Source organism: Halorientalis regularis, from assembly GCF_023698535.1.
In the GTDB taxonomy this organism is placed as follows: domain Archaea; phylum Halobacteriota; class Halobacteria; order Halobacteriales; family Haloarculaceae; genus Halorientalis; species Halorientalis regularis.
Map to the genome: position 1 here is coordinate 156,458 of NZ_JALJCL010000006.1, position 12,396 is coordinate 168,853.

General features: G+C 69.2%; 12 protein-coding genes. 7 read left to right on the forward strand and 5 right to left on the reverse strand.

All coding sequences use genetic code 11. The features are described from left to right. The first annotated feature begins 133 nt into the window (after positions 1 to 133). Positions 134 to 2,296: a PAS domain S-box protein gene (locus MU521_RS09590; RefSeq protein WP_092691780.1), complete on the forward strand. Its 2,163-nt coding sequence runs from the start codon at positions 134 to 136 to the stop codon at positions 2,294 to 2,296. Here MU521_RS09590 and MU521_RS09595 read toward each other — a convergent pair. Both MU521_RS09595 and MU521_RS09600 read right to left on the reverse strand, forming a co-directional pair. Beyond that, a complete protein-coding gene (locus MU521_RS09595; protein WP_092691783.1) occupies positions 2,274 to 3,506 on the reverse strand; it encodes an MFS transporter in 1,233 nt (410 codons plus the stop codon). The genes MU521_RS09590 and MU521_RS09595 overlap by 23 nt on opposite strands. 260 nt (positions 3,507 to 3,766) lie before the next feature. Beyond that, a complete protein-coding gene (locus MU521_RS09600; protein WP_092691784.1) occupies positions 3,767 to 4,018 on the reverse strand; it encodes a hypothetical protein in 252 nt (83 codons plus the stop codon). Positions 4,019 to 4,165: 147 nt separating this feature from the next. On the opposite strand from MU521_RS09600, the gene larC reads away from it, so the two are divergent. Next, a complete protein-coding gene (gene larC, locus MU521_RS09605; RefSeq protein ID WP_092691787.1) occupies positions 4,166 to 5,533 on the forward strand; it encodes a nickel pincer cofactor biosynthesis protein LarC in 1,368 nt (455 codons plus the stop codon). Here larC and MU521_RS09610 read toward each other — a convergent pair. Continuing rightward, on the reverse strand, positions 5,530 to 6,294 hold the full coding sequence (locus MU521_RS09610) for a hypothetical protein (RefSeq protein ID WP_092691790.1): 765 nt from the start codon (positions 6,292 to 6,294) through the stop codon (positions 5,530 to 5,532). The genes larC and MU521_RS09610 overlap by 4 nt on opposite strands. A 75-nt stretch (positions 6,295 to 6,369) precedes the next feature. On the opposite strand from MU521_RS09610, the gene MU521_RS09615 reads away from it, so the two are divergent. The 5 genes from MU521_RS09615 to MU521_RS09635 all read left to right on the forward strand — a co-directional run bounded on the left by MU521_RS09615 (position 6,370) and on the right by MU521_RS09635 (position 10,638). Further along, positions 6,370 to 6,777: a hypothetical protein gene (locus tag MU521_RS09615; protein ID WP_092691792.1), complete on the forward strand. Its 408-nt coding sequence runs from the start codon at positions 6,370 to 6,372 to the stop codon at positions 6,775 to 6,777. 49 nt (positions 6,778 to 6,826) lie between these two features. Next, positions 6,827 to 7,684: a hypothetical protein gene (locus MU521_RS09620; protein WP_092691794.1), complete on the forward strand. Its 858-nt coding sequence runs from the start codon at positions 6,827 to 6,829 to the stop codon at positions 7,682 to 7,684. A 19-nt stretch (positions 7,685 to 7,703) separates the two neighbouring features. Continuing rightward, positions 7,704 to 8,423 (forward strand): DNA repair and recombination protein RadB, encoded by a 720-nt coding sequence (gene radB / locus MU521_RS09625; RefSeq protein ID WP_092692034.1) that lies wholly within the window; start codon positions 7,704 to 7,706, stop codon positions 8,421 to 8,423. A 104-nt stretch (positions 8,424 to 8,527) separates the two neighbouring features. Continuing rightward, the gene (hisD, locus tag MU521_RS09630) at positions 8,528 to 9,865 is read left to right on the forward strand and encodes a histidinol dehydrogenase (RefSeq protein WP_092691797.1); all 1,338 of its coding nucleotides are present in this window, start codon (positions 8,528 to 8,530) and stop codon (positions 9,863 to 9,865) included. Continuing rightward, positions 9,865 to 10,638 (forward strand): SDR family NAD(P)-dependent oxidoreductase, encoded by a 774-nt coding sequence (locus MU521_RS09635; RefSeq protein WP_092691799.1) that lies wholly within the window; start codon positions 9,865 to 9,867, stop codon positions 10,636 to 10,638. Before hisD ends, MU521_RS09635 begins: the two co-directional genes overlap by 1 nt. Positions 10,639 to 10,821: 183 nt before the next feature. On the opposite strand, the gene phoU (MU521_RS09640) is transcribed toward MU521_RS09635, so the two are convergent. After that, positions 10,822 to 11,508 carry a phosphate signaling complex protein PhoU gene (phoU, locus tag MU521_RS09640; RefSeq protein ID WP_092691801.1) on the reverse strand — a complete coding sequence of 229 codons (687 nt, stop codon included), beginning with the start codon at positions 11,506 to 11,508 and terminating at the stop codon, positions 10,822 to 10,824. A gap of 217 nt (positions 11,509 to 11,725) precedes the next feature. Beyond that, positions 11,726 to 12,394, reverse strand: coding sequence for a phosphate signaling complex protein PhoU (phoU, locus tag MU521_RS09645; protein WP_092691804.1), 669 nt, complete (start codon positions 12,392 to 12,394; stop codon positions 11,726 to 11,728). Positions 12,395 to 12,396 lie beyond the last annotated feature (2 nt).

Here is a 12,396-nt window from a genome sequence, read left to right on the forward strand (position 1 = left end):
GCAGCAGGGCGAAAGCCCACCCACGCGCTTCAGCGGTGGGATGACGCCCGGAAGCCTGGTTGACGCTGACCGGAATACGAACACCACGGATACGATCCAAAGATACTTTCGGTTTTTGTGATTCTGTGTGGGTATGGCCGACACCGCGTCGTCGATCCGGGTATTACAGGTCGACGACGACCCCGAGCTCGCGGCCGTGGCCGTCGACTTCCTCGAACAGGCAGACGAGCGTATCACGGCCGAGGCCGTCGAAGACGCAGATAGCGCCCTCTCGTATCTGGACGACCGCGCCGTCGACTGTATCGTCAGCGACTACGACATGCCGGGAACCGACGGGCTGGAACTGCTGGAGGCCGTCCGCGAGACGTACCCCGACCTCCCCTTCATTCTCTTTACCGGGAACGGCAGCGAGGAGATCGCGAGCGAAGCGATCTCGGCTGGCGTCTCCGACTACCTGCAGAAAGGGACCGGCACCGAACAGTACGAACTGCTCGCCGACCGGATCGGGAACGCGGTCGAACAGTACCGCCCCGCCCGCGCCGTCGAGCGCGCCGAGGACCGGCTCCGGGAACTCGCCGAGAACTCGAACGACGCCCTGTGGATGTACTCGGGCGACTGGTCGGAACTCGAGTTCGTCAACTCCGCCTACGAGGATATCTGGGGCCAGTCAGTAGAGCGACTCCGGGAGAACCCGCGGGCCTTCCTCGACGCCGTCCACCCCGAGGACCGCGAGTTCGTCCGGGAGGCAGTCGAGCGCCTCTCTACCGGCGAATCCGTCGACATCGAGTTCCGCGTCAACGAGTCCGAGGGGTACGGCCGGTGGGCGTGGGTGCAGGCCGAGCCGATCGTCGATGACGGGACGGTGGCACGGATCGTAGGGTTCACGCGGGATATCACGGAACGCAAGCAGCGCGAACGCGAGCTGGGCCGCTACCGGCGGATCGTCGAGACCATGGGCGACGGCGTCTACGAACTCGACGAGACGGTCACGTACCTCCACGTCAACGACTACATGACGGAACTGTCCGGGTACGACCGCCAGACGTGGCGGGAGAGCGACCCCTCGAAGTTTTTTTCCGCCGAGGACATCGAGGCGTTCGAGGACGCCATCAGGACACTCCTCTCGGAGGACGAGGTGACCGTGGAGAGCGTCGAGGCCGACCTCCGGACCGCCGCCGGGGAGACGGTACCCATCGAGGCGAACCTCACGCTCCGGCCGACGGAGGACGGCGAGTTCCGCGGCACCGTCGGCGTCGTCCGGGACATCTCAGACCGCAAGGAACGCGAGCGCGAACTCGAACGGTACGAGACGATCGTCCGGACGATTCCCGACGAGGTCTACGCCCTGGACGCCGAGGGGCACCTCGTCACGATCATCCCACCGACCGACGCCGAGGAGACGACGACCGGGTACGAACCGGCGGAGCTGGTCGGCGAACACGTCTCGGCCATCATGGACGAGGACGACATCGCGACCGGCCAGCGAAAGATTCAGAAACTGATCGAGGACGACGAGCGCCGGAAGGTGTCCTTCGAGATGGAGACGATCACCCGCGACGGCGAGCGCATCCCCAACGAGAACCACATCGCCCTGCGCCCGATGGAGGACGGCGAGTTCCGCGGCACCGTCGGCGTCCTGCGGGACATTACGGAACGCAAGCGACGCGAGCGCGAACTGCAGCGACAGAACGAACGGCTCGAACGGTTCGTCGGCGTCGTCTCCCACGACCTCCGGAACCCCCTGAACGTCGCCCAGAACCGCCTGGAGCTCGCAGAGCGGGAGTGTGACAGTGACCACCTCGAACAGGTCGCCCAGAGCCACGAACGCATGGCGACGCTCATCGACGACCTGCTGACGCTCGCCCGCACCGGCGAGCGAGCGACCGATGTCGGGGCGGTCGACCTGCGAGCGGCCGCCGAGGCGTGCCGGGACGCCGTCGACGAAACTGCGTCCGTCCGCGTCGAGACGAATCGAACCGTCCTCGCCGACGAGGGACGACTCAAACGCCTGCTGGAGAACCTCTATCGCAACGCAATCGAACACGCTGGCCCGGACGTGACCGTCACCGTGGGCGACGTGCCCGGGGGCTTTTTCGTCGAAGACGACGGCCCCGGCATCCCCGAGGACGAGCGCGACGCGGTCTTCGAGTCAGGGTTCTCGACGGCCGAGGACGGGACCGGCTTCGGCCTCTCCATCGTCGAGGAGATCGCAGAGGCCCACGACTGGTCGGTCTCGGTCGCGGAGAGCGACGCGGGCGGCGCGCGCTTCGAGTTCACCGGTGTGGCGTTCGCCTGAGCCGCCGGCGAGTCAGTGCCGCGCCCAGCGACAGCACGCCACCGCCGGCGGCGACGGCGGCGGCCCCGAACACGCCGCGCACGCCGAACAACGGGATCAGCGGGCCGAACAGGACGGGCGAGAGGAACTGCCCGACGTAGCCCGCGGAGGCGAGGTAGGAACTGAACTGCCCCTGCCGGTCGACGGGCGCGAGCGCCTCGATCCAGGCGAACGCCGAGGGAAAGACCAGTCCCAGTCCGAAACCGAAGCCGACGACGGGCGGGACAGCCGCGAGCGGCGAGTCGGCGACCGTCGCAGTCGCGAACGCGCCGAGCCACAGGGCGAAGGCCGCTATCACGAGCACGTGCCGGCGAACCCGCTGTGCGAGCCGGTCGTACAGCGCGGCCGAGACGCCGCCGGCCGCACCGTTGGCCGCCAGGTACAGACTGATCGACAGCGAGGAGGTCGTGCCGACACCCGCGAGCAACTGGGGATAGAAGACCACGATGCTGTACAGGAGCGCGTTCGCCCCGAAGTAGAGCAGGTACACCGCAAGCAGTGCGGGCCGCCGCCGGACGACCGCGAGGACACCGGCTACTCCGGCCGCAGGTGTGCCCCCACTCTCCGGGTCGGATCCCCCGTCACCGCTCCCATCCGCGGCCGCCGCAGCGCGACCGGATTCGGGTATCAGCGCCACCGCCAGCAGGCCGAGCGGCAGCGCGATCAGGTAGACGCCGAAGGGGAGTTGCCAGGAGAGGGTGCCCAGCGCGCCACCGACCAGCGGCCAGACGGCCGCGCCGGCGCTGTTGGCCCCGCTTCGCAGGCCCAGCGCTCGATCCATCCGCTGGCCCTCGAAGCGCTCGTAGATCAACACGGTAATCCCGGTATAGACGAACGCGGTGCCGACGCCCAGCACCGCCCGGGAGAGCAGGAGCGGGCCGAACGCGTCGATCACCAGCCCCGCGCTCCCGCCGGCGGCGTACAGCAGGAGCCCGGCGACGAACGGCCGGCGCGGCCCCACCCGGTCGATGATCGACCCCGCGACGGGACTCGCGAGGACGATCAACGCACCGTGGGTCGTGATGATGAGCCCGGCCGCCGACTCGGAGACGCCCAGTCCGTCCTGAATCGCCGGGACGACCGGGCCCAAAATTGCGCCGGCCATCACGGTCAGCGTGGCCGCGGCGACGACGATCCACAGCGTCACACGCGTGCCCGACGAGTCCGTCATCGACGGGCCTTGGTGCGCCCGGGTCTACGTGGTTACGGTTCCGCTCCGGGAAGCGACTCGCGCCACCGGGGCCAGTCGGTGCGCCCGAACAGGTGGCCGAGCACGAGACCGAGCGCGAGCGCGATGAGTGGCGGGAAGTCAGGGCCGCCCGGCTGGGAGGGAAGGAACAGTACTGGATCGATGGGGAGCAGGCCATCCAGTCCCGACGGTCACGTTGCCGATCTTTCTTACCGGGTCGACCCTCACCCGCGTCTGCAACGCTACGGGGACGCCTCGTCCGGGCTCTCGGTGAGCGGTTCGTCGGGGTCGGGGTTCGCGTCGGCGTCGGACTCGTCGTCGTGGTCCGCTTGCCCGTCCGGGTCTCGACCGCGCAGCCAACTGCGCTTCACCCCACGGGCGAGCAACAGGAGCGTCAGCAGGACGTACCCGAGCAACACGGCCGGCAAGGTGGCCTCGGGCCGGTCGAGCGAGGGGACCAACAGCGTCGGATCGGTCGGGATCAGCGGCGACATGACGATTACCCCTCCGGTTCTGGGAGGCCTAAGAGTGACCCCCCATATTGATGGGTACCTACGAGGGGTTGGATACCGGAGCCTGGCCAACCCCGTCAGCGACTGCGGGACCGAACGGTTTTCCCGGACCGCGACAGTTGCACGGGTATGCGAACACTCGCGTTCGACGGCCGGATGGGGGCCAGCGGCGACATGCTGCTGGGGGCACTGCTCGCGGCCGGTGCCGACCGCGACGCCCTCGCGCCCGTCGAGGACGCCGCGAGCCTCGACGTGACCTACGCGGTCCGGACCGTCGAGAAGACCGGGATCAGCGCGACCGCGGTCGACGTGTTGCTGGCCGACGACGAGACCGACGGCGCTCACGCCCACCACGACCACGATCACCACGACCACACCGGCGACGGCACCCACGACCACTCGCCGGACCCCGAACACGGCCACGGCGAGGACGACGACGGAAGCGACGAACACGCTCACGCGCACGACGACCACACACCCGCCGAGGGCCACGGACCCCACCGCACGTACGCGGAGGTCGTCGAGATCGTCGACGGACTGGACCTGCCCGCCCGCGTCGCGGCCGACGCGCGGTCGATCTTCGAGGTCCTCGGGGAGGCCGAGGCCGCCGTCCACGGCACGGGCCTCGACGAGACGCACTTCCACGAGGTCGGCGCGGACGACGCCATCGCGGACGTGGTCGGGGCCTGCCTGTTGCTCGACGACCTCGGCGTGGACCGGGTCGTGACGACGCCGCTGTCGACCGGCGGCGGCGAGGTTGCGATGAGCCACGGGACCTACCCAGTTCCGACGCCCGCCGTCGTCGAGATCGCCGAGCGCGCCGACTGGGCACTCCGTGGCGGCCCGGTCGACGCCGAACTCCTGACCCCGACCGGCGCGGCCATCCTCACGCACGTCGCCGAGGGCGTCGACCGCCTCCCCTCGCTCCGCGTCGACGCCTCCGGGTACGGGGCCGGCGGCTACGATTTCGACGACCACCCGAACGTGTTGCGGGCCGTGGTGGGGGACGGCGGTGGCGGCCTCCAGCGCGACGAGATCACCGTGCTGGAGACGAACCTCGACGACGCGCCCCCCGAAGTGCTGGGCGGCCTGCAGGACCGCCTCGCCGACGCCGGCGCGCGTGACGTGTCCATCGTCCCGCTCACGATGAAGAAATCGCGGCCGGGCCACCTGGTGAAGGTGATCGTCAAGCCCGAGGACGCGGATCGGGTCGCCCGGCGACTGGCCGAGGAGACCGGGACGCTCGGCGTTCGGGAACACGGCGCGGGTCACCGGTGGGTGGCCGCACGGGACGTGACGACGACGACGGTGACGGTTGCGGGCGAGACATACGAGGTGGCCGTCAAAGTCGCCAGCGACGCCGAGGGGACCGTGTACGACGTGAGCGCCGAGTACGACGACTCGCTGGCGGTCGCCCGCGAGACGGACCTGCCGGTCCGGGACGTGATGCGGCGCGCGGAGGAGGCCGTCCGGGACGAGGGTGGCGGAGAGGACTAGGCGTCGCCGTCGTTCCGTCCAGTTCCGTCTCGGTTGTCGTCGCCGCGGTGTTCGGCCAGCGCCTCCGCGATGGTCAACTCTCCCACCGCGACCCGGCGGGCCAGGTCCTCGTCGATTGCCCGATTGGTCGCTGACTGTTCGCGGGACCATTCTTTGATCCGCTTGAGTTCGCCGGCGGTGGGTTCGATATCGCGTGACTCGACTTCCTCGCCCTCGATCCGGGCGATGTTGACCGCCGCGAGTACGTCGCCCATCCCGCGCGCGCCGGTGCCCAGATACGGCGTCGTCCCGGTCTCGTCGACGAGTTCGACCGGCACGTCCGGCAGGTCGTCGATGATCCGCGCGCCGGTCGTCCGTGCGCCGTCGCCGATGCGGATCAACGGATCAGCGGCGTCCTCGCACTCGTCGGCCACCACGTCCGCGGTCTGGGCGGCCGGGACGTGGAAGGCCGCGACCACCGAGCCGCCGACCGTGACCGCGATGCCGGGCCGGTCGCCGGGGTCGATCCCGATCACGGTGCGGCCGTCGCCGCCCCGCAGGACGGTCAGCACGTCCTCGACGGCCCGGCGCGGGTCGTCGGGATCGGCGGTGACCACGGGCACGGACACGTCGGGATCGCCGTCCGGGCCGGTGACGACGACCGACGCGCGGTCGGGGAGGTCCTCGTCGGGTTCGACGGTGGTGAAGGGGACGCCACGGTCGCGGAGCTCGTTGACCACGCCGTGGTACACCTCGAAGTCCGCGGTGGCGACGACGATCACACCTCGATTTGGCACGCCGGCGTCTTAGTCCCACCCAACCGCAACCGCTTTGGGGCGAGGTCCGAATTCCCCGCCATGAGCGTCGAGTTCGAGGCCGGGCCGCCCGACGCCCTGCGCCGGCGGGTGACGATCCTGACCGGAATCCCGGCCCTGCTGGCGACGGTCGTGGGAACGCTCGGCCCGTTCGTCGTCGACGTGCCGGGCCTCACGAACCTCATCTTCGTCGGCGGCGTGTGGCTCCTGCTCAGCTGGCTCGTCGGTCACCGCGACAGCTACCGCCTCTCCGAAGCGGGCGTCCGGCGCAGCGGCCGGCTCCGAACTCGCACCTACGACTGGGAGGAGTTCGCGGGGTACGAGGCCAGCGACGAGGCGATGACCCTCTACCGGTCGGGCCCCTGGCCCGCAGTCCGGTTCTCGCTGTCCGACGTGGCGGAGCCGGATCGGGTGCGCGAGGTCGTCGCCGACAACCTGTCGGCCGCGTAGCCCGCCGGAACCCCCAAAGGATTTGCCCGTGTCAGTCGAACGAACGGACATGCACGAGAGGGTCCACCAGCCCGCCCCCCAGTCTCCGGACCGGCCGGACACGGTCTTCGCCCTCGTCGCGGGGCTGTACGCCGCCCTGCTGCTCTCGCCCGCCGTCGTGTTCGCCGCTGCGGTCGCGTACCCGCTCGGTGCGGGTGCGCTGTACATCGCCCTGCTCGCAGTGCTGACCGCCATCACGACCGCAGGCACGGTGGCGGTCGGTCGAGTGCGTGGCGTCGTCGAACGGATCGGTGCGTCCCGCGTCGCCCGCGGGCTCGCCGTCCTGCCGGTCCTCGGGATGGTCGGGTACGGCGTCGCCGCGGCCAGCGTCGACGCCCCGGGAACCGATGGCGTCGTGGCCGCCGGAATCGTCCTGTCGGGCGTCGGAATCGCCACGGGGATGGCCCTCGTCGCGATGTCCCGGACCCGATACGCGAGAGCAGTCGTCGAGGACGAGAGCGTGCGCGCGGAGTGGAAGGCCGGCTGGCCCCAGCCGCGCCGGATGCGAATCCAGATCGGTGCCGTGACCCTCTATCTGGCCGGTGCGGCGCTCCTGTTCGGCGGCGAGTTCGTCGGCCTCGGCGCGTACGAGTGGATCGGCGCGCTGGCGTTCGTTCCGGGCGGCGCCGGTCTCGGCTGGGGACAGCCCCGAGCCTACCGACTCGCCCCGGCCGGAATCGAACGGAGCAACTACGTCCACCGCCGGCTCTACGAGTGGGACGGCTTCGCGTCGGTTTCCGTGAGCGAGGACGCGGTCGTTCTGTACCGCGAGTCGTGGTGGCGACCCGCCTTCCGCTGCTGGCGCGAGGAGATCGACGACCCGGACGCGTTGATCGACGCGCTCGACGATCACCTCCCGCGGGCGTGAGCCGCGAGTGGGAGTGTTTTTGGGGGGTGACGCCCAACCTCGGCACGTGAGCGAGCCGATCCCGACCGGCTGCGGGGCCGTCGACGAGTTGCTGGGTGACGGCTTCGAGCGCGGCGTCGTCACGCAACTGTACGGGCCGCCAGCCGCCGGCAAGACGAACCTCGCACTGAGCGCGGCCGTCGAGACCGCGGCCCGCGGTGAGTCGGCCCTCTTTATCGACACCGAGGGGATCTCAGTCGACCGGCTCGAACAGCTCGCCAGCGCCCGCACGGACGACGTGGACGATCTGGCCGCCCGGATCATCGTCTCGGACGTGCTGGACTTCGACCAGCAGGGCGAGGCCGTCCGGGACGCCGAGGAGTTCGCCGAGCAGGTGGAGCTGATCGTCCTCGACTCGGCGACCGGCTTCTACCGTATCCGCCGGACCGAGGACGAGGAGGCCGGCGACGCCCTCCGGACCGTGGCCCACCAGGTGACACACCTGCTCTCGCTGGCCCGCAAGCACGACCTGGCGGTCGTCATCACCAATCAGGTGTTCACCGACCCGGACAGCGACCGCGCGCGGCCGCTGGGCGGGCACACCCTCACGCACTGGTCGGGTGTGGTCCTCCGACTGGAGCGGTTCCGCGGTGGAAACCGACGGGCGACGCTGGAGAAACATCAGGCCAAGCCCGCGGGCGATTCGGTGCAGTTCAAGATCACCGGCGAGGGACTGCAATCGGTCGAGGACGTGCCGTAGGTTCCGAGTGACCCGTCGCCGATCGGACCGGTCACGGTCTCGACCCCGCGCGGCCGCCGCTGTGCGGAGTAGCCTTTTGTAGCGTGCGTGTGACGGTTGGTCCCATGTCGAGAGAGTACCTCAAGGAGGCCGGCGACGCGTCGCTCGAGATCCCGCGTGACGTGACCGAATCGGTGCGGGACATCGTCGACTCCGTCCGCGAGGACGGCGACGAGGGTCTGCGGGAGCTCACACGGACGTTCGACGACGTCGAGCGCGAGGAGTTGCGGGTCAGCGAGGCGGAAATCGACGCGGCCGCCGGGGAGCTCAGCGAGGCCGAGCGGCGCACGATCGACAACACCATCGAGAACGTCCAGGAGTTCCACGAGGAACAGCGGTCGAACCTGGACGGGTTCGAGCGGGAGGTCGCCGACGGCGTGATCCTCGGGACGCGGCTGGTGCCGATCGAGCGCGCGGGCGTGTACGTCCCCGGCGGGCGGAAGCCGCTGGTGGCCGCCCCGGCCATGACCATCGTCCCGGCGGTCATCGCGGGCGTCGGCGAGGTCGTCGCCTGTGCACCCCCGCAGAGCGACGGGTCGGTCCAGCCCGCACAGCTGTACGCCATGGATCGGGCTGGGGCCGACGAGATCTACGTCGCCGGCGGCGCGCAGGCCATCGCCGCGATGGCCTACGGGACCGAGACGATCCCGAGCGTCGACAAGGTGACCGGGCCGGGCAACGTCTACGTCATCGAGGCGAAGCGGCAGGTGTACGGGCACGTCGGCATCGACTTCCTCGCCGGCCCGACGGAGGTACTGATCGTCGCCGACGAGAGCGCCGACCCCGAGATGGTGGCGACCGACCTGCTGGCCCAGGCCGAACACGACCCGCGCTCGCGAGCGGCGCTGGTCGCCACCGACCGCGGGATCGCCGAGGCCGCCGTCGAGGAGCTTCACGAACAGTTGCCGAGCCTACGGACCGAGGACATCGCCGAGGAGTCCTGGGAAGACAACGGCGAGGTGGTCGTCGTGGACGACCGCGAGGAGGCCGCCGCGGTCGCGAACGACTGGGCACCCGAACACCTCCAGGTCATGACCGACGACCCTCGGGACCTCGTGGACGACCTCCGCAACTACGGGTCGCTGTTCCTGGGGCACCACGCCCCGGTCGTGTTCGGCGACAAGGCGGTCGGGACCAACCACACGCTCCCGACGCTGGAGGTCTCGCGGTACAGCGGCGGGATCAACGTCACGACGTACCTGAAGGTGCTGACCCATCAGGAACTCACCGCCGAGGGGGCGGACGCCATCGCGCCGTGGGCGGCCAAGATCTGCGAACTGGAGGGGACCCACGCCCATCAGATCTCCGCGGAGAAGCGGATCACGTCCGACGACGGCCGACAGCTGGCCCGGGACCTCGAACTGGAGTCCAGTGGCGGGGTCGATCTCTCGGAGGGCGAGTGATGCTGTCGGGGACGACGGCGTTCGTCACCGGCGCGAGCCAGGGCATCGGCCGGACTATCGCGGTCGAACTCGCCGACGAGGGGGCGAACGTGGCGCTGGCCGCGCGGAGCGACGGCATCCACGAGACGGCCGCCGAGATCGGCGACGACGAGCGGACCCTCCCGGTCGAGACGGACGTGACCGACGAGGAGTCGGTCGCCGCGGCGATCGAGGCGACCGTCGACGAGTTCGGCGGGCTCGACTGTCTGGTGAACAACGCGGGGATCGCCGGGCCGACCGCGCCGGTCGAGGAGGTCGACGTCGAGGGGTTCGAGCGGACGATGGACGTCAACGTCACCGGCGCGTTCCGGTGTGTCAAGCACGCAGCCCCGCACCTCCGGGCGAGCGACCGCGGGAGCGTGGTCACCATCTCGTCGATCAGCGGCAAGCGACCGCTGGAGAACCGGACGCCCTATGCGGCCTCGAAGATGGCCGTCATCGGGCTCACGCGGACGCTGGCCTTCGAGCTGGGCGAGGACGACGTGACCGTGAACGCGGTCTGTCCGGGCGCGACCCGCGGCCCGCGAATCGACGACGTAATCGAGGCCCAGGCCGACCAGCGGGACCTCTCCTACGAGGAGGCCAAACGCGAGGTCTTCACCGACGACACCGCCCTGGGGCGACTCACCGAACCCGAGGACGTGGCGCGGACGGTGGTCTATCTCGCGAGCGAAGACGCCCGCAACGTGACGGCGCAGGACGTGAACGTCGACGCCGGGACGGTCTGGTACTGAACGGGGAGTGCGGTCGGCGGGGCGGTGCGGTGAGGTACGGAGCGGGGCAGGCAGGCATCCGCCGCGCTTCGCGCGGCGGTTCACTCGACGCGAGGCGAAGCCGAGCGTCGAGAGAGTTTTTCCCCAAGTTTTTGGAGCGGGGGGTTCGCCGGAGGCGAATCCCCCCGCTGTAAAAAGTGGGGGTTAGTAGATCAGGTCGTCGTCGTTCTCGACCATGTACAGCGTGCGGGCGGCGATGTTGACGGCGTGGTCGCCGACGCGTTCGAGGTCCCGGATGGTCAGCAGGAGTCGCGAGACCTCGGTCATGAACGTCTCGATGTCGTCCTCGTCGATGCCCTCGCGTTCGTCGAGTTCGGTCTCGATGAGGTCGCGGACGACGGTCTCGGAGGCGGCCTCGCAGTGGGCGTCGATGTCGTCGTCGCGCTCGGCGATCTCGAAGCAGTCCTCGGGATCCTGTGCGGCGTAGGCGGCCATAGCGTCCTCGACCATGTCCAGCGTCTCGTCGCCGATGGACTGGATGTCCACGTCGGGGAACACGTCGCGTTCGGCCTCCAGCGCGTACTCCCCGAGGTTCGTGGCGAGGTCGCCGATCCGTTCGAGGTCGGTGATGATCTTGAAGGAGGCGGCGATGAATCTGAGGTCGCCGGCGACCGGCTGTTGCAGGGCGAACAGGTCGATACAGTCCTGTTCCAGATCGAGATAGAGTTCGTTGACCTCGTGGTCGCCCTCGATGACCTCGCGAGCGAGGTCCTCGTCTTTCCGTTCCAGCGCATCGAGTCCCATCCGGAACCGTTCGAGGACGACTTCGCTCATGTAGAGCACGTCGTCTTCCAGCTCTTCGAGTTGTTCCTGATAGTCTTTCCGTGGCATGTTGCCCCCGTGACAGCCTGCACAAAAGTGCCTTTCGTTCGGTCTATATACTCTCAATAGCCGACAATAGGACAGATTGGCCACGGGAGGTTGCCGGAAACACCGGTCGTGGTCGGAGAGCAGCATCCACGCGAACGGAGTGAGCGCCGAGCGGTTTTCCCCACGTTTTTGGAAGAGGGGGTGCGCAGAGCGCACCCCCTGTTGTAAAAAGTGGGAGCTAGTAGATCAGGGCGTCGTCGTTCTCGGCCATGTACAGCGTGCGGGCGGCGATGTTGACGGCGTGGTCGCCGATGCGTTCGATATCGCGGATCGTCAGGAGGACACGGGTGACATCGGTGAGCAGCGGTTCCAATTCGTCGGCATCGGGGTCGCGCTCGACCAGGTGACGGATCACTTGCTGAGCGACCCGCTCACAGCGGCCGTCGAGATCGTCGTCACTGTCAGCTATCGCCCGACATCGTGTCGAATCGCCTTTCTCGTAGGCGGTCAGCGCGTCGTCGAGCATGCCGACGGCGGTCGTACCGAGATCGATGAGGCCGAGATCGGGGAACGTCTCGTCCTCGGCAGCGACGACGTACGCCGCGAGGTTCGCGGCGAGATCGGCGATCCGTTCGAGGTCGGTGAGAATCTTGAACGAGGCCGCGACGAATCGGAGGTCGCCCGCAACCGGCTGCTGGAGCGCGAAGAGGTCGATACAGTCCTGTTCGAGGTCGAGATACCGCTCGTTGATCTCGGAGTCTGCGTCGGCGATCCGGGCGGCGACGGACACGTCGTGGCTGTCGAGGGCAGTGATGGCTTTCCGAAGCCGAGTCGATACCACATCGCCGAGCCGGACGACGTCGTCCCGGAGCGCATCGAGTTCGCGCTGAAACTCGTCTCGGGCCATCC

Coding starts and splice junctions, on each gene's coding strand:
- larC (WP_092691787.1), top strand. CDS start 4,166: ATGCGAACACTCGCGTTCGACGGCCGGATGGGGGCCAGCGGCGACATG.
- phoU (WP_092691801.1), bottom strand. CDS start 11,508: ATGCCACGGAAAGACTATCAGGAACAACTCGAAGAGCTGGAAGACGAC.
- MU521_RS09590 (WP_092691780.1), top strand. CDS start 134: ATGGCCGACACCGCGTCGTCGATCCGGGTATTACAGGTCGACGACGAC.
- hisD (WP_092691797.1), top strand. CDS start 8,528: ATGTCGAGAGAGTACCTCAAGGAGGCCGGCGACGCGTCGCTCGAGATC.
- MU521_RS09595 (WP_092691783.1), bottom strand. CDS start 3,506: ATGACGGACTCGTCGGGCACGCGTGTGACGCTGTGGATCGTCGTCGCC.
- MU521_RS09600 (WP_092691784.1), bottom strand. CDS start 4,018: ATGTCGCCGCTGATCCCGACCGATCCGACGCTGTTGGTCCCCTCGCTC.
- MU521_RS09620 (WP_092691794.1), top strand. CDS start 6,827: ATGCACGAGAGGGTCCACCAGCCCGCCCCCCAGTCTCCGGACCGGCCG.
- phoU (WP_092691804.1), bottom strand. CDS start 12,394: ATGGCCCGAGACGAGTTTCAGCGCGAACTCGATGCGCTCCGGGACGAC.
- MU521_RS09615 (WP_092691792.1), top strand. CDS start 6,370: ATGAGCGTCGAGTTCGAGGCCGGGCCGCCCGACGCCCTGCGCCGGCGG.
- MU521_RS09635 (WP_092691799.1), top strand. CDS start 9,865: ATGCTGTCGGGGACGACGGCGTTCGTCACCGGCGCGAGCCAGGGCATC.